This is a genomic window from Pseudomonas sp. TWR3-1-1 (assembly GCF_049896545.1).
In the GTDB taxonomy this organism is placed as follows: domain Bacteria; phylum Pseudomonadota; class Gammaproteobacteria; order Pseudomonadales; family Pseudomonadaceae; genus Aquipseudomonas; species Aquipseudomonas weihenstephanensis.
Genome location: NZ_JAFCUO010000001.1, coordinates 775,778 through 794,020, shown reverse-complemented (window position 1 = coordinate 794,020; position 18,243 = coordinate 775,778). Strand labels below are relative to the sequence as shown.

At 56.4% G+C, this 18,243-nt stretch carries 11 protein-coding genes and 6 tRNA genes; 2 read left to right on the top strand and 15 right to left on the bottom strand.

Annotated features, from left to right (window positions below; genetic code table 11):
* The first annotated feature begins 40 nt into the window (after positions 1-40).
* The gene (locus tag ACP7A4_RS03785; protein ID WP_048362921.1) at positions 41-457 is read left to right on the top strand and encodes a PA2817 family protein; all 417 of its coding nucleotides are present in this window, start codon (positions 41-43) and stop codon (positions 455-457) included.
* Positions 458-542: 85 nt separating this feature from the next.
* Here ACP7A4_RS03785 and ACP7A4_RS03780 read toward each other — a convergent pair whose 3' ends face one another.
* Entirely contained in the window at positions 543-1,487 is a 945-nt protein-coding gene (locus ACP7A4_RS03780; RefSeq protein WP_059762790.1) for a LysR family transcriptional regulator, read from the bottom strand.
* An 86-nt stretch (positions 1,488-1,573) separates the two neighbouring features.
* Here ACP7A4_RS03780 and ACP7A4_RS03775 point away from each other — a divergent pair, with 86 nt between their 5' ends.
* A complete protein-coding gene (locus tag ACP7A4_RS03775; protein ID WP_203302898.1) occupies positions 1,574-2,200 on the top strand; it encodes an alanyl-tRNA editing protein in 627 nt (208 codons plus the stop codon).
* Positions 2,201-2,213: 13 nt separating this feature from the next.
* Here ACP7A4_RS03775 and ACP7A4_RS03770 read toward each other — a convergent pair whose 3' ends face one another.
* The 14 genes from ACP7A4_RS03770 to ACP7A4_RS03705 form a co-directional block, all read right to left on the bottom strand.
* Entirely contained in the window at positions 2,214-6,989 is a 4,776-nt protein-coding gene (locus ACP7A4_RS03770) for a dermonecrotic toxin domain-containing protein (RefSeq protein ID WP_426245587.1), read from the bottom strand.
* Between the two features lie 123 nt (positions 6,990-7,112).
* Positions 7,113-11,831 (bottom strand): dermonecrotic toxin domain-containing protein, encoded by a 4,719-nt coding sequence (locus tag ACP7A4_RS03765; RefSeq protein WP_426245585.1) that lies wholly within the window; start codon positions 11,829-11,831, stop codon positions 7,113-7,115.
* Positions 11,832-11,965: 134 nt separating this feature from the next.
* Positions 11,966-12,796 (bottom strand): quaternary amine ABC transporter ATP-binding protein, encoded by an 831-nt coding sequence (locus ACP7A4_RS03760; RefSeq protein WP_426245583.1) that lies wholly within the window; start codon positions 12,794-12,796, stop codon positions 11,966-11,968.
* Positions 12,793-13,644, bottom strand: coding sequence for an ABC transporter permease (locus ACP7A4_RS03755; RefSeq protein ID WP_203302894.1), 852 nt, complete (start codon positions 13,642-13,644; stop codon positions 12,793-12,795). The genes ACP7A4_RS03760 and ACP7A4_RS03755 overlap by 4 nt, the downstream gene beginning before the upstream one ends.
* 20 nt (positions 13,645-13,664) lie before the next feature.
* Positions 13,665-14,687 carry an ABC transporter substrate-binding protein gene (locus tag ACP7A4_RS03750; RefSeq protein WP_203302893.1) on the bottom strand — a complete coding sequence of 341 codons (1,023 nt, stop codon included), beginning with the start codon at positions 14,685-14,687 and terminating at the stop codon, positions 13,665-13,667.
* Complete coding sequence (locus ACP7A4_RS03745; RefSeq protein WP_059762797.1) at positions 14,684-15,232, bottom strand: sigma-70 family RNA polymerase sigma factor; 549 nt, start codon at positions 15,230-15,232, stop codon at positions 14,684-14,686. Before ACP7A4_RS03745 ends, ACP7A4_RS03750 begins: the two co-directional genes overlap by 4 nt.
* 139 nt (positions 15,233-15,371) lie before the next feature.
* Positions 15,372-16,163 carry a phosphate/phosphite/phosphonate ABC transporter substrate-binding protein gene (locus ACP7A4_RS03740; RefSeq protein WP_426245580.1) on the bottom strand — a complete coding sequence of 264 codons (792 nt, stop codon included), beginning with the start codon at positions 16,161-16,163 and terminating at the stop codon, positions 15,372-15,374.
* Between the two features lie 18 nt (positions 16,164-16,181).
* Complete coding sequence (locus ACP7A4_RS03735) at positions 16,182-17,123, bottom strand: fatty acid desaturase (RefSeq protein ID WP_426245578.1); 942 nt, start codon at positions 17,121-17,123, stop codon at positions 16,182-16,184.
* A 190-nt stretch (positions 17,124-17,313) separates the two neighbouring features.
* Positions 17,314-17,389 (bottom strand) — tRNA-Gly (locus ACP7A4_RS03730).
* A gap of 5 nt (positions 17,390-17,394) precedes the next feature.
* Positions 17,395-17,470, bottom strand: a tRNA-Glu gene (locus ACP7A4_RS03725).
* Between the two features lie 172 nt (positions 17,471-17,642).
* A tRNA-Gly gene (locus ACP7A4_RS03720) sits at positions 17,643-17,718 on the bottom strand.
* Between the two features lie 5 nt (positions 17,719-17,723).
* Positions 17,724-17,799 (bottom strand) — tRNA-Glu (locus ACP7A4_RS03715).
* Between the two features lie 101 nt (positions 17,800-17,900).
* Positions 17,901-17,976, bottom strand: a tRNA-Gly gene (locus ACP7A4_RS03710).
* Positions 17,977-17,978: 2 nt separating this feature from the next.
* A tRNA-Glu gene (locus ACP7A4_RS03705) sits at positions 17,979-18,054 on the bottom strand.
* Between the last annotated feature and the right edge of the window lie 189 nt (positions 18,055-18,243).

The window sequence follows — 18,243 nt, the reverse complement described above, 5'->3', positions numbered from 1 at the left end:
TTTATACTCCCGCGCCCGTTTTGCTTTAGAGGACACCGCAATGGCCACCAACGATCTGAACCACAACCTCGTGTTGCTCGATATTCTGCGCAGCATCCTGGTTGCTGTCGGTGACGCTGAGCAGATCCCTGAGGAAAGCCACGCGTTATTCCTGGAACGCTTTGACGACATGCGCAGTTCGCTGCCGGTTGACCCGATCAACAGCCAGTACTTGGGCCAGGACATCATGTGCCAGGTGATCGAACGCTACCCGCAGATCGCCCATCTGGTTCCCCGTGACCTGCTGTGGTACTTCGGCGGCGCGTGCTTCAATTTCCTCTCGGATGAAGAACTGGACATGTACCAGGCACTGGAAGAGCGCCGTCATGAAGCTGAACTGAACGGCGAACCGTTCGACTGGAATCAGGAAAAGCAGTTCATGGTCATGCCCGTGACTGAAGACAGCACCCAGCACTGAGTGCGTGTCTGAACATTCAAAGGCCCGCCCGGTTTAACCTGGCGGGCCTTTTTTTGGCACACAGCACCCAATGCTGCACCTGTGGCTACACCTGCTTATGCGGCATGCCAAGTGTCGGCTCCTGCGCCATTCGCTCTACTAGAAAATCAATAAACACCCGCAGCTTGGGCGGCAGATAACGCGATGGCGCATGCAATAGCCACACGCCACCATGGTAGGACGCAATAAAACTCCACTCCGGCAGCACTTGCACGATCAGCCCTTGATCCAATGCGTGGCGCGCCGTGAAATACGGCACGCTGCCAATCCCGATGTGCTGCAAGATCGCCTCCAGCCGTACCCCGGTGTGATTCGCCGCATACCGCCCGTGCACCCCGACGGTCACTGACTTGCTGCCCTGCTTGAACTTCCAGCGCGCATCCGCCGGGGTTTCCCCCAGGTAAATGCAACTGTGCGTACGCAAGTCTTCGGGGCGGGCCGGTATGCCGTGTTCAGCCAGGTAAGCGGGCGTGGCACACAGTACGTGCTCCAGCGCAAACAGCTCACGGCCCACCAACCCCGGCGCGGGTTGGTCAGTGATGCGGATACTCAGGTCAACGTTGTCATCAATCAGGTCGACGTAGCGATCTTCCAACATCATCTGCACATCGACTTTTGGATAACGGCGCAAAAAATCTGCCATGTGCGGGTGAATCACATAGCGCCCGATGGCCTTGGGCACGCTGACCCGGATCAAGCCTTCAGGCTCCTGCGTAAACTGGCCACTGAGCTCCATCACCGATTGGGCCGCCCCCACCACCTCGCAACAGCGCTTGAATACGGCCTCACCGCCCTCGCTTAAACGCAATTTACGCGTGGTGCGCTGTAGCAAACGCAGCGCCAGCGCTTTTTCAAGGCGCGAAATACTGCGACTGACAGCCGACGGTGAGGTACCCAGCTGGCGTGCCACTTCAGAGAAGCTCCCGGCCTCAACCACCCGCACAAACACGACCATTTCAGCCAACAACGACAACGGTAGATTTATGCTCATGACGCACAGGTCCATTGAAATTTGCATGGATTATCACACCGAGTGCGCTTTTCTATACTAGAAAAGAATTCGATCAGGACACCGTGATGACTCAACGCCTTTATTTTGCCGACGACGCACTGACTGCCGATGCCGTGGTGATGCAATGCACTCCCCACGAAGAAGGCTTTGCCGTGACCCTGCAGGCCACGCCATTTCACCCGCAAGGTGGCGGGCAACCGTCAGACATTGGCTGGATCGGCGACAGTGAAGTACTCAAAGCGCTGCAAGAACACGACAGCATCGTGCATTACCTCACGCAACCCGTTGCCCTTGGCCCGGTACAGGTTCGCGTCGATGCCCAGCGTCGCCAGTTGAATACCCGACTGCATTCGGCCGGGCACTTGATCGGCGTGGTGGGCGAACAGGCGGGCTGGATACCCACCAAAGCCCACCATTGGCCGGGTGAATGCCGGGTCAGCTTTATACCCGGCGAACAGCCCCAAACACTGGACGCAAGGGCCATTGAGCAACAACTCACGCACTGGATCAGCGCCGACCTGCCCCGGCATTTGCACCTCGACGCCTCACAGCGCGCGGTCAGTTTTGGTGACCTGCCAGGGTACCCGTGCGGCGGCACTCATGTGCGTTCGCTGGGCGAGTTGCAAGCCGTGAAAGTGCTAGCGGTTACCGAAAAAAAAGGCGTGCTCTCGGTGCGCTACGAACTGGACTGAGTGCCCGCTTCGATCAGCCACCGGAGGCCTCCTTGCGCGGCGCCAAAAAGACTCTGATCACCTGTTCGCGGTCCATTTTTGCGCGGTATACGGCGATGTAATCGTGCGGGTCCCGGGCTTTGGCATAGAGCGCTTTTTCACTCAAAAAACGCTGATCCGCGAGCTTGAGATGGGCGACGTCAAAGTCGTTCACCGCCGCTCCCAGCGTTGGGTAATGGACATGCGCGAACCATAACTCGTGGCCTTGCCTGTCCTTGATGCTGAACTCTTGCAGGTAGTCTTTGCGCTGTCCCTTGGAGAGGTATCGGCGCCCCCCAACAGCAGCAATGACCACTTCTCCCTGCATTTTCAGGTATTCAACCCCGGCACCCGTCGGCGGCAGTTGCTTGAGCCGGCTAATCCTCAACGCCCGGCCCTCGGCACGCAGCTTGAGAGCACCCGCTTTAAGCTCACGGCTCAAGGTCGGTGTGAGGGCTTTATCTTCCTGCCCCAACGCTGTGTATTCGGCACTTTGTTCGGCCACCACCTCATCTATTTTTTGAGCAATGGCCTCAAGCGAACGCGCCTTGAACTCCATGATTTCCTCAAGTTCAAGCGGGATATTGGACGTCACCGCCCGCGCTCTGTTTTCAAGAATGGCGCTGTCAACGCGCGCCAGGAGCGAGCGCCCATCGCCCATCAGCCGCGCCAAGTTTTTGCGCATCGAGTTCAATTCGGGAATCGGTGACGGTGGCCCACTGGAGCTGATCGACTCCCATTGATCGCCCTCAAGGCGACGATAGGCCGCCAACGACCGTGGCAGGCCATCGCCTGACTGCGCTCCAACGTCCACGATGTCGGCAGAGGTGCCCGCAACGGGTTCGCGCAACGTGCCGGAAAAGGTCTGTTCAGTCATCGTTTTGAAGGTGCGCTGGCGCAACATTTCACTTTTCGATTTGGTCCTCACCGGCCTCATCAGTCGGCTTGGCCCGGGCCTTGGCTCATCCAGCTCGGAAGAAGAGCTTTCCGAATCGCGAATCACCATGGCCAACTGCGTTTCTGCAAATGTACGCAAATGAATAACCACTTCTTCCAATGAGGCGAGGTACTCGTTTCTAAAGAAGTCCGAATGCAGCGTTTGCAAATTCAGGCAAATACTTTCGACTTCCTGGTAAGCCTTGATCGAGCCTTCGAGCAACGCAAAATGCTCAGCAGCGTAACCCTCCTTTTCACGCGCCAAACCAATGTGCGACCAGGCAAAGTTAATCAGCGAACTTTGGCTGATCACGCTGAATGCTCGCTGCTCTTCAACCGTCACACCAGAGGCGTCCTTTTTGAGCACCAGCTCGCAGAGCGTCTCCAAATAACGAACCACCCAATTGCGCGTAAACAGATCACGTAACGGGTACGCCAGCAACGTCAATAAGTCACTGCCTTTAGGCAACGATTCCTTGCGAATTTTGCCCAGCACTTCCAGTTGATTGTCCACTTGATTGAATAACCGGCTTTCCAGTATTTCAATCTGTTTGACCTCTTCAATCCAGCGTTCGTAAAGCGCGGGGTTTCCCGCCTTGATGCCTTGCAGCGCCAGCTCGCGGGCATCGAAGTACACGGTACTGGAAGCGCCCATGGGCAAGGCTTTATGTTGTTTTTCAAGGTAACCATGGAGTTTGAAATAACGCAGCGCCAGGGTTGCCCAGCCCTCTTGTATCGCCTTATTGACCCCCGGCACCGAGATGATTGTCTCTGCGCGGGCCATTAAACCCAGCTTTTTCTTGTGGCCCTCTGCCCACGGCTTAAGGTCCGCTTCATAGCGCGTGACAAAGTCCGCCCGCAACGCCCCACTCAGCTCCAGCAAGCCCTCCGTTACCTTTAATGGACGCTCTTGCTGAGTACCTTGAAGCTGTAACTGTGCAATTTCGGTGACGATTTCATCGCACAATTTGATTTTTTCATCGCGGGCCTGTTCCAACCGCTTTTTCGGGCTTCCGCCGCGCAAGCCCAAGCGCATGTCCAACCCCCACTGGCCAGCCTGAATCCGCCTGAGCCGCGGCCCCAGACGCTCAGGCTGCTTGCTGTCCTGTATCACCAGGCCGTCCACTTGAGAGGTCACGCGGTAGGCTTGGCCATCCAGTTGCACATACGATTTACCCTGATAACTGATGATGCCTTGCAGCGGCCCTGCCTCATTTTTTAGTCCCTGGTTGAGGTCGATATTCACCGCAAACGTCGCAAGATCCTGACGCTGACGCGGGGTCAGTTGCAGGTTAGGGCTGAACCATGAGAAATCCAGCGCTGAAGACTGCACAGCGGTGGCCGGGTGACTGTCTGGCAGTTTTTTGGGCGTTAGCGCAATCGGCGCGGGTTTCTCAACCGGCGCCCCGGCCTCATCGTCAAACACCGTAAAGACCGGTTCATCGACCGGCGTTTTTATGCGCAGCCGATCATTGAGCTGGCCGTTGAAATTCAGGCTTTCATGCAGCAGTGCCAAGCTGATGTTAAACAACGCATCGATGACCGCTTGTGTGAATGCTTGTTTGTCTCCGGCCTGAAGGCTTTGCAAACCGCCTCTCAGGCTGATGAGTGTCTGAAACAGCCAGGCTGCCTGTTGCCATGGCCCCCAGGCAAAAAACGTCAAGCCATTGAACAAGGTCCACGCACAGAGCTTGAATAAATTCCAGCGCCGCTGGGACGTCGACACGGTCGTGTGATCGGCCAGTGTGATGAGCGTGTCCACATGCGCCTGAAACAACGCTTCAACATAATCCCCCCTCAAATACTGTGTGCTGAGGGTTGCAGGGCTACGCGGCAACAGGCTCAACACGCCCTCAAGCAAAACGCTTTCCAGATGCGGGCGTTCAAATCCACCGTCGCTGTAAAGCCCACGCGCCTGGTCGTCGAGCCACGCCAGCACCACGTTCTGGAGTTCGCCAGGCTGCTTGATGGCATCTAACAAAGCTGCCCACGTCGCAAACTCACGCAATGATTCACGCGCATAAGGCGCGTACAGAATGAAAGGCCCTGACTCGATTGCTTGCGGGCCGAATACAAACATGTTGGCGACTGGATTCATTGGCGCATCGGCATAGGCATGAAAGCCCAGCGGGCGTACGCACAAGCGGCCATTTTGCGCCGACAACAGCGCATCAGGGCGCATCAAGCGATGTAACAGGCGCCAGCCACTGCCCGTAAACCCGGACTCGCCCTTGATTTTCTTTTCCAGTGCCAGCAATGACAACTGAAGGCTCAGTTGGCTTTTGTACAACGCCAGTCGGCGGTCGGTTTGAGCCTCATCGTCTACCAGTGTCTGCTTGAGTAGCGCGATGTAGCGCGGACCAATGTCCAGCCCGTCCACCAGGTTTTTCACGTAATCCACGGTGAGCCAGTCAGGCAACGCTTCCCCCTCACGGCCCACAACCGCCATCAGCGTCGACGGCTTGGCGCCTGTGTAACTGAGCGCAAATTCGGTCAACGGCGTGATTTCCTCGCGCGTTGATCCCAGCGTGAGGTTTTCGATCACCACTTGATGAATATCAATGCGCGTCACCTCTACCGCGCTGTGGGGGTGTTGCAACTTGATACTGGCCGTCAACATCTGGCCAGCGAATGCAGGCAGCGAGGCAATACCGTCTAAAAACGTTTGCCCCTTACTCTGAGACTGCCACATGACCTGCGCAATCATCAGCTTGCTGTACGCCAGTTGGTCCAATGAACTGGCCTGAGCCAGCCATGACGGCAGTTTAGACAACACATGCTCGAAGTAAGGCCGCTCCTGGTGGCTGAAGAAAGGGAACATTGCCCCGGCATCATCGAACGACAGCTCCAATTGCTCAACGCTCCAGCGCTCTTGCTGTGCCTTGATGCCGATGCCGCCGGTTTCTTCGATTTTTTGGTCCAGCAATGTCAGCGCCAGGGCCGTAAAAAAGTGGCCATCGGGTTCATGCAGGCCCCAGTTGAAGGAATCACCCGCCGCCCTGCTTTGAGGGTAACGACTCAACGACAAACCAAACGCTTCAATCGAGTCAAATCGTTCAATCCCTTGTTCCGGGGAGTAACTGAGCACCAGCAGGCGGCCTGGCATTTGACGCGTCACCAGCATCAGGCCCGGCAGGTGTACAGCGTCAGACAGGTCGGCGGGGTTACGCGCAACGGTGACCAAATACGCATGCAAGGGCGTTTCTTCACTGCCGAGCAAGCGTTCAGCCTTATCAGGAAAGCTCGCCACGACCGTCAGTGCCACAGCCTGCTCCGGGCTCAGCCCCCGGCGCGGATTTGAATGTTGCACGGCCGAGGTCAACCCCCCTTGCAATACCTGGCTCAACCATCGAACAGGGCTGGGCGAGCGCTCCCCCTGTTCACTCCAGTAGCGCGTCAACGCGTACTGGTAGGCTTGTACCAACAACGGGGCGCAGTCATTGATCAGGCTCTGCACTTGCTCGATGCCAACGCTCAACAGGTGCAGATCGTCCACAAGCGCGTCAGAACTCAGACGATGCACGCCGGGCAATAGCCGTACAGGCGTACCGTCGATATAACTCTGGATCATCACATCGATAAGGGCCATGTCGCGGTAACGCAGCGGCGCGGTGTCGGCCTGTGAGGAAAAAGGGTCCGGGAATGGCACCTGTTCGGCCAATGTGACCCGGTTTATATCGACGCGCCTGGTGGGGAATTTTGCCAACCATTGCTCGTTTAAAAACTGGGCGATTACACCTTGAAACGTTGGGTGTGGGGCAAAGGTCTGGGCAGCGAAACTGCCCATCACGTAATAACGCGAGATCAAGTCGGTGGTCGATGAGAGTGTTTTCATGGGCTGTCCATTGCGTTAGTCATCACAGAGCGGTTTAGCCTGCGCGCCAGGGCGCTGGCCAAACCGGATGCGCTGATTAAAACCAATGCTCATGCATGAGAGGCGGTAGCCGGTTATCCGGCCCTATGGCGTTGACAGAAAAAGGCGCTGTGCCAACGCCTTATCGACTTTGGCGCGGTATACCTCGATATAGGCGTGGGCCGTCTTGGCACGGGCGTAAAGCGCCTGTTCACTCAACGTTCGCTGCTCTGCGGTTTTCAAGTGGGCCACATCAAAAGCCGCCGCAGGGGTGTCAAGCGCGGGGTAGTGAAAATGCGCAAACCACAGCACCTTGCCGTCCTTGTCTCTGATCGCATACTCCTGAAGGTAATCTTTGCGCTGCCCTCTGGACAAATGCCGCCGCGCCCCCTCCGGCGCGATAGTGATCTCACCTTGAGTCTTTAAATAGTCGACATTGGGGCCGGTGGGGGGCAGTCGCTTGATGATCTGAATGCGCAAGTTTTTGCCTTCTACACGCAAGTCTCTTGCCCCCATCGCAAGGTCTTGGCTCAATGCCAGCACCACGGTTCTACGCGCCTCCGTCAAGGTCGGGCTATCCGCAGGCGTGGCCATGACCACCTGCTCGATCTGCTTGCCCACCTCCTCCATCGACCGGGCTTTGAACGCCAGTATTTCCTCAATTTCGATCGGGATTTTTGACGTCGCAGCACTTGCCCGATTGTCTTGAATCACCTTGGCCAAACGCCCCAGCAAGGTGCGAGCGTCAGCTTCCAGCCTCACCAGACTCTTGCCATGCGAAACCTGAACAGTTGAAGGACGGGTACTGCCGATCTCTTCCCACTGCCCGTTTTCGAGCTGGCGAAAGGAGCGCACCTGCATGCGGTCGATGCCCTCGGTTACATCCACGATTTCATCGCCAGGCTCGGTGGGGGACTCACGCTTGATGCCGAGCAAGGTCTGTCTTTTGGTGGTTTTAATGATCTTTTGTGCCGGATTCAAGGGCGTGGCTTTCGCACCCGTCACCCGCATCTGGCTGCTGGGCCCCGGCCTTGGTTCATCCATTTCAGATGAGGAACTTTCTGACTCGCGAATGACCATTTCCAGCTGTGTCTCGGCAAACCCGCTCAGATGCTCCAGCACACGGCGAATGGAAGGCAGGTACTCATTGCGAAAATGTTCGGAGCCTAGTTGTTCAAGGCTCACGCATAGGGCGTCGGCGGACGCGTATTGCTCGATTGCACTGTCGAACAACTCGATGTGTTGAGGATCAAATAATGCACCTTCGCGTGGCATGTACAGTTGTGACCAGGCCGTATCAATCAAGGTGCCTTGCCCAAACAGATCGAACGCATATTGTTCTTCAGGCAGAAGGTCCGTTGCATCACGCCGAATCAGAAGCTCACTCAGGGTTTCCAGATAACTCACTGCCCAATGGCGATCAAAATATTGTCGATCAGGCCGCTGCATGAGTTCTACCAATGCACTTTCTTTGGTCACAGGTCTTAACGTGGCTTGTGTAATGGCTTCTGACTCAAGCACCGAATTATCAAATAGCCGCTCCTCCAACTTTTCTGCCTGCTTTAAATGCGCAACCCATTGCTCGTACGGCGCGCTGGTACCTTCTTGGATACCGTTCAGTGCCGCCTTTAGCCCATCCAGATAATCCGCATGCAACCGGGTAACCGGTAACACGCGAAGTGCCTCTTCCAGGTAGTTCTGTAATCTGAACAGCTTCAATACGACACGCGGCCACACCTCTTGCATCTTTTGCTCAAAGCGCTCGGTCGGCATCAACTTATTGGCCTTGCCCATGACTTTGACCAACTCAAGTTTCGTCGCTCGCCAAAGACCGACATCGCGCTCATAACGGTCAACAAATTGTGCTACCCGTTCAGGATTGGCTGTCAGCAATTGCTCGCTGATTTTCAGCACCGCATCACGCCGTTTAAGCTCGTCCAAGAGGCGTTCTTCTTCAAGGGCGAGTTCGCCCAGTTTTGCGTTCTTTTGCGCACGTAACGCCTGAATACGCTTCTTCGGCCCGCCCCCGCGCAACCCCAGGCGCAAATCGAGATCCCATTGGCCCAAGCCATCTGTTTTAAGCCTTGGCCCCAGCCGCTCAGGCTGCTTGTCATCCTGCACGGCCAGACCATCGGCCTGACGGGTGATGCGGTAAACCTTGCCGTCGAGTCGCACGAATGACTTGCCTTGATAATTGATAACGCCTTTTAACGGGCCCACCTCGATCACGGTACTCAGGGAGAGGTCAACGTCTACCGCGAACGCTTCAAGACTCACGCGCTGGCTTGCCGTGAGCTGGCGCGAAGCACTGAACCAGCCATCCAGGGTCGAGAAGCGGCTCGCAGAATCCCCATTGATACTCGACACCATTTTTTGGCTCATGGGTGAAATTGCAGGCGCGTCAACAGGCACCGGTTTTTCAACCTCGGGCAAGTTCATCATCGGTTCGTCAATGGGCGGCTTAAAGCGCAGCGGCTCGCTGGCACCGGTTTTAAACCGCATGCCTTGGTGCAAGAGCGCCAGGCTGATTGTGAACAACAGATCAATCACGCTCTGCGCAGCGCCCTGTTTGTCACCGTCGATCCGGGCTTGTAAGCCATTCTCAAGACTGATCAGAATTTGAAACAGCCAAGCGGCTTTTTGCAGCGGGCCGCTCACAAAAAACGTCAAACCGTTAAAGATCGTCCATGCATAGCGCTTGAACAGTATCCAGCGGCGCTCCGAACGCGATACGGTTTGCCGGTCTGACAGAGTGATCAATGCCTGGGCATTGGCATAAAACATCGCCGTATACATTCCCCCAATAATACGGTCCGTGCTGAGGGTGGCCGGCGTGCGCGGCAAGAGCGCCAAAAAACCCTCCAGAAGCACACCTTCAAGGTGCGGTCGTTCAAAACCGCCGTCTGCGTATAAACCGCGCGCATCGTCATCGAGCCAAGCCAGTACAGTCTCTTGCAATTCACCCGCCTGATTGATCGCCGCCAGTAAGGCTTGCCACGTTGCAAACTCCAGCAACGCGTCACCGGCAAAGGGACGGTAAAGCACAAACGGGCCCGTACGAATATCTCTGGGACCCAGCACAAACATGTTGGCCACATAATTGGGCACAGCCCCTTCATAGGCGTAAAAACCCAGCGGCCTGACACACAAGCGATCATGCACTGGATCATGCGCCGAGTCAGCGTTCAGCAGGTGATTGAGCATTTGCCAACCGGCCTCTGTAAAACCCGCGTGAGACCTGATTTTGTTTTCCAGCGCGCGCAGGGGTAGCTGCACACTCAATTGCTGCGTGTAGAGCGCCAGGCGACGCGCCGATTCAACCCGATCATCCACCATTAAGCGCTTGATCAAAGCGATGTATTGACTGCCAATATCGAGTTCATTCAACACATTTTTCAGGTAGGCCGAGGTCAACCAAACCGGCAGCGGTTGCTGATCGTGAGCGCTCAGGCTCATCAGGCCCGACGGTTTACCACCGACGTACATCAACGCGAACTCGGGCAGTGGAATGACCTCTTCGGTCAGCAACCCCAGCTCAAGGCTTTCAATCGACACATCGTGAATGTCGATCCTGGACGCCTCGACCGCAGCGCGCGGGTAGTCCAGCCGGATGCGCGCATTGAGTACTTGGGCAGCGAATGCCGGTAGCGACACGATGCCGTCCATGAAGGTCTCGCCATGCGGCTGCTGCCCGGTCGCCTGAGCGGCCATCAGCGTGCTGTACGCCATAAGATCCTGTGCACTGGCGTGTTTGAGCCATGCAGGAAGTGTTGCTACCACCCGATCAAGCTCGGCGCGCTCAGGCGGGGTGAAAAAAGTGAACATTGCGCTCTGAGTCTCAAGCGTTTGTGCCAACAGCCCCATACTCCAATGCTCTGTTTGAGCGCGTTGCCCCGTAAGGGTCAATTGACGCAACTGTTGATCCAGCAACGTCAGCGCCAATCCGGTAAAGAAATTGCCTTCTGGCTCCTCTAACGACCAGGTAAACGATGGCCCCGCCAATGTGCCTTGCACCCGCTCAATCAAAGCGACACCAAACTGTTGCAGAGAATCGAACACCTCGACTCCCTGCGCCAGCGAGTAGCTGAGCACCAACAGGCGGTCAGGCATTTGACGTGTGATCAGCGCTACCCCCGGCAATTTAAAGCGCTGAGTTTGCGTAGCTTCAATGCATTGAATATTGATCAGATACGCGTGCAGGGGAGTTTCTTCAGCCATTTTCGAGCGGGCCGCCGCGCTCGGGAAGTTCGCCACCACCGCCAAGGCGGCGGCCTGATCATCAGGCAGAACCAGCAATGAGTCAGGTTGCGCAATGACCGCGCTCAGGCTGCCTTGCAGCACCTGCTGTAACCATTGAACCGGACTGAGACCGCGCTCAGTGGCTTCGCTCCAGAACTGCGCCAACGCCTGCTGATAGGCTTGCATTAATACCTCGGCGCAGTCATTGAGCCGCTGTTGGACCTCGCCCATATCCACCGGCAATGCAGTGCGCAGCGATGTATCTGAGTCGGTGGTCAGGCAATGAAAGCCTTGTATCAAGTGCACCGGCTCAGCATTGATGTAACCCTGGATCAGTACCTCAACCAGCGCCATGAACCGATAACGTGGGGGCTGCCCCTGCCGGGTGACGGTGAACGGCTCAGCGATCCACAACGGCGTATCGTCACCCACATTCAGGTTCGGGTACTTGTCGCGCAACAGGCTGTTGAAGCACTGCATGGCGACACCGCGAAAGGTAGGACGAGGTGCAAAGTCCTGATGGACAAAGCTGCCCAACGGACTGTATCGGGCAATCAAATCGGGGCTGGAAGAGAGTTTATTCATGGCCAATCCATCGCATTGAATCACTAAAGGGCGGTTTGGCTGACGGGGTAATCGTCAGCCAAACCCGAGTGCGTGATTCAACGTGATGAGACGTGACGGGAGGTGGTAAGCGGGTATTGCTAAATGCCCGGCGACTAAACGCTGGACCGGTGGCGTTGCACAAAACGGTCCACATAGTCATCGGCCGGGCCCTGCAAAATATCGTGCGGGGTGCCCACCTGAACCAGTTGCCCATCTTTGAGAATGGCGATGCGATTGCCAATGCGCAGCGCCTCATCCAGATCATGGGTGATAAACACGATGGTCTTTTGCAGCGTGCGTTGCAGCTCAAGCAGTTGATCTTGCATCTCGGCGCGAATCAACGGATCGAGGGCGCTGAAGGCTTCGTCCATCAGGATGATGTCGGTGTCGGTGGCCAACGCCCGAGCCAGACCGACTCGCTGTCGCATCCCCCCCGACAGCTGATGCACAAAGGCGTGCTCATAACCTTGCAGCCCCACCACGGAGATCCAGTGCCGTGCACGCTCATCGCATTGCGCCTGCCGCTCGCCCCTGACCTTTAACCCATACGCGACGTTTTCGACCACGTTGCGATGCGGCAACAGGCCGAAATTCTGGAACACCATACTGATTTTGTGCCGCCTGAATTGGCGTAATGCGGGCATGTCGTAATCAAGGATGTTCTGGCCGTCGACCAGGATCTGGCCACTGGTGGGGTCGATTAAACGGTTGAGGTGACGCACCAGCGTCGACTTGCCGGAACCGGACAAGCCCATGATGACGAACACTTCACCGGCACGGATCGACAGCGACAAATCGTTGATCCCGATCACGCAACCCGTTTTGGCCAACACTTCTTCCTTACTCTTGCCTTCGCGAATCAGCGCCAGGACGTCTTTTTCGCGATTGCCGAACACCTTGAACACGTTACGCACTTCGATTTTATTGATTGTCACGTCTGTCATTCCTGAGGCCCATGCCGAGGTCGGCCATAAGCCTGAGTGATACGGTCAATGACCACTGCCAAAATCACAATCGCCAGCCCGGCCTCCAGGCCCTTGCCCACGTTGAGCGTTTGTATGCCGACCAGCACGTCCTCGCCCAAGCCCCGCGCACCAATCATCGACGCAATGACCACCATCGACAGCGCCATCATCGTCGTCTGGTTGATGCCCGCCATGATGCTCGGCATCGCCAACGGCAGTTGCACGCCGAACAGTTGCTGCCAAGGGGTGGCGCCAAACGCGTTGATCGCCTCCATCACTTCCCGGTCGACCTGACGCAACCCCAGGTCGGTGAGGCGAATCAAGGGCGGTACGGCATAGATCACCGTGGCAAAAATGGCCGGGACCTTGCCCAGGCCGAACAGCATCAACACCGGGATCAAATACACAAAGCTGGGCATGGTTTGCATGATGTCCAACAAGGGCATCATCACCGACCGCAAGCGATTGTTGCGCGCCGCAAGAATACCCAGCGGAACCCCCAACACCACCGAAATGACCGTGGCCACCATCATCAGCGCCAGGGTTTGCATCAGCTTGTCCCACAGCCCGACGGCACCGACCAGAAACAGCAGGCCAACAATCACCAATGTGCTGAGGACTTTACGGGTGGCGTGCCAGGCAATCGCCCCCACGATGGCCAGCATCAGCCACCAGGGGGTGATGCGCAGCAGGTTTTCAAGGTTGATGATGGCCCACAGCAGCGTGTCGGAGATGTGCCTGAACACATCGCCGTAATGGCTGACCAGCGCGTCCACGCCGTCGTTGACCCAGCCTGCGATGGAAAACGTCATGTTGTCTGGAAACATGCAGTGCTCGTGTCAGTGAGTTATTTGGAGTTCAGCGCTGCATCGACTTTTTGTGCCGCGTCAGGGGTTACCCAGGCATGCCAAATCTGCGGTTGCTCGCGCAAAAAAGTTTCAGCGGCCTTGCGTGGCTCCGTGCGCTTTTCGCTCATGTGGGCCAACGTTGTGTTGAGCAAATCAATGGGCAAGTCGACCTTTTCATAGAACGCGACCAACTGCGGGTACTCGGCTTTGAAAGGCGCTGAAACGCCAATCGCCAGTTTCGCCGGTAACGAGCGCGTGCCTTTGGGGTTGGGGTTGTTGACGTCAGCCAGGGTCTTCCAGGCCTCGGCATCAAAGGCCGGCTCTTCGAGCTTGATCAGTTTGTAGCGGCCAATCAGCGGGGTCGGTGACCAGTAGTAGAACAACACCGGTTTGCCACGACGAATCGAGGAACTGACTTCGGCATCCAGCGCCGCGCCCGAGCCGGTGCGGAAATTCACGAAATCCTTGTCCAGACCATACGCCTTGAGCTTTTGGCTGTTCACAATCTCAGACGTCCAGCCGGTGGGGCTGTTAAGGAAACGGCCACGGGTCGGGTCTTCCTGATCACGGAACACCTCTTTGTAGCGCGCCAGGTCGTTGACCGACTTCAAGTCCGGCGCCAGCGCCTTGATGCCTTTTTCGGCATCGCCCTTGATCACATACTCCGGGACCCACCAGCCTTCACTGGCGTTTTTGACAATATCGCCCAAGCCAAACACTTTGCCCTCAGCTTGCGCCTTGAGCCACACCGGGCTGCGGCCAGCCCACTCTTCGCCAATCACCTGAATGTCGTTTTTAGCCAGGGCGGCCTCAAGACTGACCGTGCTGCCGGGCAAGGTGTCTGTGGCGACGCCGTAGCCTTTCTCGGTGATAAAGCGCAGCATTTCGGTGATCAAACTGCCGCTTTCCCAGGTGATATCACCGAAATAAACAGGGGGCTTCTGGCTTTGCGCCAAAACCGGTTGCGTGATGAGTCCTAACGCCAGAAGCGAGCCACCGAGCCACTTTTTCAGATTATTCATACAGATTCTCTTGTTTTGGAGGAGCGGTCTTGAAACGGTGCAATGCCTGTTTTGGAGCACCGGCGCAGCGCAAGGTTCATGTAATCGCTGACCGAGCGCTGGGAAATCCCCAACTGCGCGGCTATTTCGGGGTAGGTCATGCCGTTCACCCGCGAGAGCACAAAGGTTGATTTGACCTTGTCGGGCAACCCTTCGAGCTGACGCTGCACCGTGCGCAAGGTTTGATGTAACTGCGCCATAGACTCGGGGCAAGGCACGTCCTGCGTATCGTGCAGGGGTAAAGTCATTAAATAGGCCCGCTCTACCGAACGACGGCGCCATAGTTGATACACCAGCCGCTGTGCGATGGTCGTCAATAATGCCCGCGGCTCACGAATACCCCCTGGGGTTGGCACGTTGAGCAACTGGACAAAGGTGTCGGCTGCAATGTCTTCAGCGTAGCTGTCTGAATGCAGATTGCGCCGCAAACGAGTGTGCAGCCAAACATAGTGAGCGCTGAAAAGCTGACTCACGTAATCACGATGAGAAAGGTCGGCCCCGGACATACAGGCTCCAAAAAATAAGATGAAAGCAAGGTGTCCGGTGATCCGGTGCGGCGATCCTAGCAAAATCCTTTATTTCTTTTAAATATTAAAAAATGATTTAAACATTCATTTTCGATATATAAACGCGCACAGTGGCGTGCTATTGCAGCACCTCAAAGCCTTGAAGCGTCGCCTCGCGTTGGTAATCGAGCAGGCATTCATAGTCTGCCAGGCTGGCGGGTAGCACCTCACGCAGCCCCAGGCACTCGCCCACCTGCGGTAACTGTTCAAGTGCCGTGTTCATGGCCGTGCGAATGCGCTGTACCTCCTGCGCGCTCGTGCCGATAGACGTGATAAACGGCAAGGTTGGGCTGGGGGCCGTGCGGGCAACGATTCGAATGCCCGCCACTTCTTGAGGCGCGTAGTGCGCAAGGTAGGCAAAGGTCACGCTGTCGATAGCGGCCAGATCTGCGCGCTGAGCCTGGACCCAACGCAGGCTGTGTTGATGCGCCCCGCTGATTGTCACCGACGAAAAAAAGCGCCCACCCTGCTGTAAGGGCGCCAGTTGATGACGAAACAGGTTCATGCCGCTATTGGAATGCTCGTCATTGATCACCGCGCGGCAGCCGCGAAATTGAGTCAATGTGCGACGCGGATCCTGTTCGCGGCAGACAATCACACTGCAATGGCTGCCGCCCGTGCTGTGCGGCCATTCGTAGTGCGGACGACCGATCAATTGCACCTGATCGCGCAGTTGCGTCATCAACGGGTAGCCGCAGGTTTGTGTCAGCAGCAGCTCAGGCGCACGAAACAACGCGCTCAGCTCAAGCCCCTGCGCATCAGCGCGTGTGTCTCCCAGCAATTGCATGATGCGTGTCAGCCATTGCTCATTGGCGGCCTGCACCGGCTGCGGCGCTACATACATCGCGAGGGCTGCGTAACGACCCGACATAGGAGACTCCTGGTGCAATTAATGAAAGGGATGCTGAGGGCTGTCGATGGCGCGCACGCTATTGTTGCGCAGGAACGTGCCATAGCCTTCAACCAAGAAGCCACCACTGCGCTCAATCCATTGCGCGCGCCGAGCCCGGTACACCGTCGGCACGTAAAACCACGGTAAGCCCGGCAGGTCGTGATGCACCAAATGCAAATTCAAGTGCAAAAACAGCCACGCCCAGGGCCAACCGGCCTCATTGAGCACCGTTCGCTGTTCGGGCCGTTCGGCAGGCCGATGCTCATAGTAAGAACGCAACGCGCCCACGGACAGCGCAGGCACCGATACCAGGAACACGTACTGCCAGATCGACAGCACGCTGGAGTGAGCAATAAAGGCAAACATCAACCCTGTGCAAAAACCGTGCGTCAGCCACATGCACCATGCCTGTCGCTGACCTTGGCGCAAGCGTGCAAACTCTTGCGTGGCCAGCCCGCATAAGGCCAGTGGCGGCCCGATCAATACCCGCCCCGCCACAGTCTTGTTCAGCCAGAGCAATCCACGCAGCAGTTTGGGCGACTCAGGCCATTGGCGGTTGAGCAGATAACGGCTTTCCGGGTCGATACCGGGCAGGGTCAGATCATGGTCTCGGTGGTGCAGCAAGTGGCTGTCCCGGTACAAGGTGTACGGGTACCACACGGCAAAAGGCGCATACCCCAGCAGTTTGTTGAACCACAGCGCCCGCGTGGGATGGCCGTGTAACAGCTCGTGCTGCACCGACATCCACAACACGACCACCGGTATCAACAAAAGGATTGTCCAAAAAGCCCCTATCAACGGGCTGATGAACAGCAGGCCAAACCACGCTCCGGGAACAGCGATCAGCAATAGCCAGGTGGGCCATTGAGTACGACCGGTAAAGCTGCGGGCCAAGGTGCGAATGTGTTGTTGCTGGGCAAGATCAAAGTAGTGCGCCATCCTGAAGCTCAATAAAGAAGTAGAAGAACCTTCTGTGGCGCGAGCGGTGAGTTTCTTGCAGATCGATTGGTTATTTGCTTAGAGCGGATTGAACAGGGCTGGGCTTGCAAAATCGCAGACACAAAAAAAGCAGCCCCAAGGCTGCTTTTCTGGTGTTTTTTGAAACTGCGTAGCCCCAAAAAACAAAATTTGGAGCGGGAAACGAGACTCGAACTCGCGACCCCGACCTTGGCAAGGTCGTGCTCTACCAACTGAGCTATTCCCGCAATAATGGCGTCCCCTAGGGGACTCGAACCCCTGTTACCGCCGTGAAAGGGCGGTGTCCTAGGCCACTAGACGAAGGGGACGTTGCCCGAAATGTACATGTACATTTCAGTGCCAGGCACAGTAACCGAAGTTATCGCTCTGGCTTTTCACCAACTTCGCTCGAAAGCAAAGCTGCTTGTGACACAAAAAAAATCAGCCTTGGCTGATCTTTTTATGCTTCCTGAACACTGTTAAGCGTCAGAAAACAAAATTTGGAGCGGGAAACGAGACTCGAACTCGCGACCCCGACCTTGGCAAGGTCGTGCTCTACCAACTGAGCTATTCCCGCAATAATGGCGTCCCCTAGGGGACTCGAACCCCTGTTACCGCCGTGAAAGGGCGGTGTCCTAGGCCACTAGACGAAGGGGACGTTGCCCGAAATGTACACGTACATTTCAGTGCCAATCACATAACCGGAGTTAATGATCTGGCTTTCACTCAACCCCGCCCGAAAGCGAAGCTGCTTAAAAATGGAGCGGGAAACGAGACTCGAACTCGCGACCCCGACCTTGGCAAGGTCGTGCTCTACCAACTGAGCTATTCCCGCAATGGCGTCCCCTAGGGGACTCGAACCCCTGTTACCGCCGTGAAAGGGCGGTGTCCTAGGCCACTAGACGAAGGGGACACGCTACAACTTCACTGGTTACCGCGTTTCGCTGTGTGCTTTACGCTGCAATTGGCGCGCATTCTAGGGATGGTTTGATAAGTCGTCAACCCCAATATGAAAATATATTGAAATCAATGACTTCGCCCATCTTCACCTCATTTCGTACACCGTACGGCGCCGATGTCCTGACGCCTATATTCCGACATC

What these genes read in the sequence shown, in the direction of transcription:
- ACP7A4_RS03785 (WP_048362921.1), top strand. Translation starts at nt 41, where the DNA reads ATGGCCACCAACGATCTGAACCACAACCTCGTGTTGCTCGATATTCTG.
- ACP7A4_RS03780 (WP_059762790.1), bottom strand. Translation starts at nt 1,487, where the DNA reads ATGAGCATAAATCTACCGTTGTCGTTGTTGGCTGAAATGGTCGTGTTT.
- ACP7A4_RS03775 (WP_203302898.1), top strand. Translation starts at nt 1,574, where the DNA reads ATGACTCAACGCCTTTATTTTGCCGACGACGCACTGACTGCCGATGCC.
- ACP7A4_RS03770 (WP_426245587.1), bottom strand. Translation starts at nt 6,989, where the DNA reads ATGAAAACACTCTCATCGACCACCGACTTGATCTCGCGTTATTACGTG.
- ACP7A4_RS03765 (WP_426245585.1), bottom strand. Translation starts at nt 11,831, where the DNA reads ATGAATAAACTCTCTTCCAGCCCCGATTTGATTGCCCGATACAGTCCG.
- ACP7A4_RS03760 (WP_426245583.1), bottom strand. Translation starts at nt 12,796, where the DNA reads ATGACAGACGTGACAATCAATAAAATCGAAGTGCGTAACGTGTTCAAG.
- ACP7A4_RS03755 (WP_203302894.1), bottom strand. Translation starts at nt 13,644, where the DNA reads ATGTTTCCAGACAACATGACGTTTTCCATCGCAGGCTGGGTCAACGAC.
- ACP7A4_RS03750 (WP_203302893.1), bottom strand. Translation starts at nt 14,687, where the DNA reads ATGAATAATCTGAAAAAGTGGCTCGGTGGCTCGCTTCTGGCGTTAGGA.
- ACP7A4_RS03745 (WP_059762797.1), bottom strand. Translation starts at nt 15,232, where the DNA reads ATGTCCGGGGCCGACCTTTCTCATCGTGATTACGTGAGTCAGCTTTTC.
- ACP7A4_RS03740 (WP_426245580.1), bottom strand. Translation starts at nt 16,163, where the DNA reads ATGTCGGGTCGTTACGCAGCCCTCGCGATGTATGTAGCGCCGCAGCCG.
- ACP7A4_RS03735 (WP_426245578.1), bottom strand. Translation starts at nt 17,123, where the DNA reads ATGGCGCACTACTTTGATCTTGCCCAGCAACAACACATTCGCACCTTG.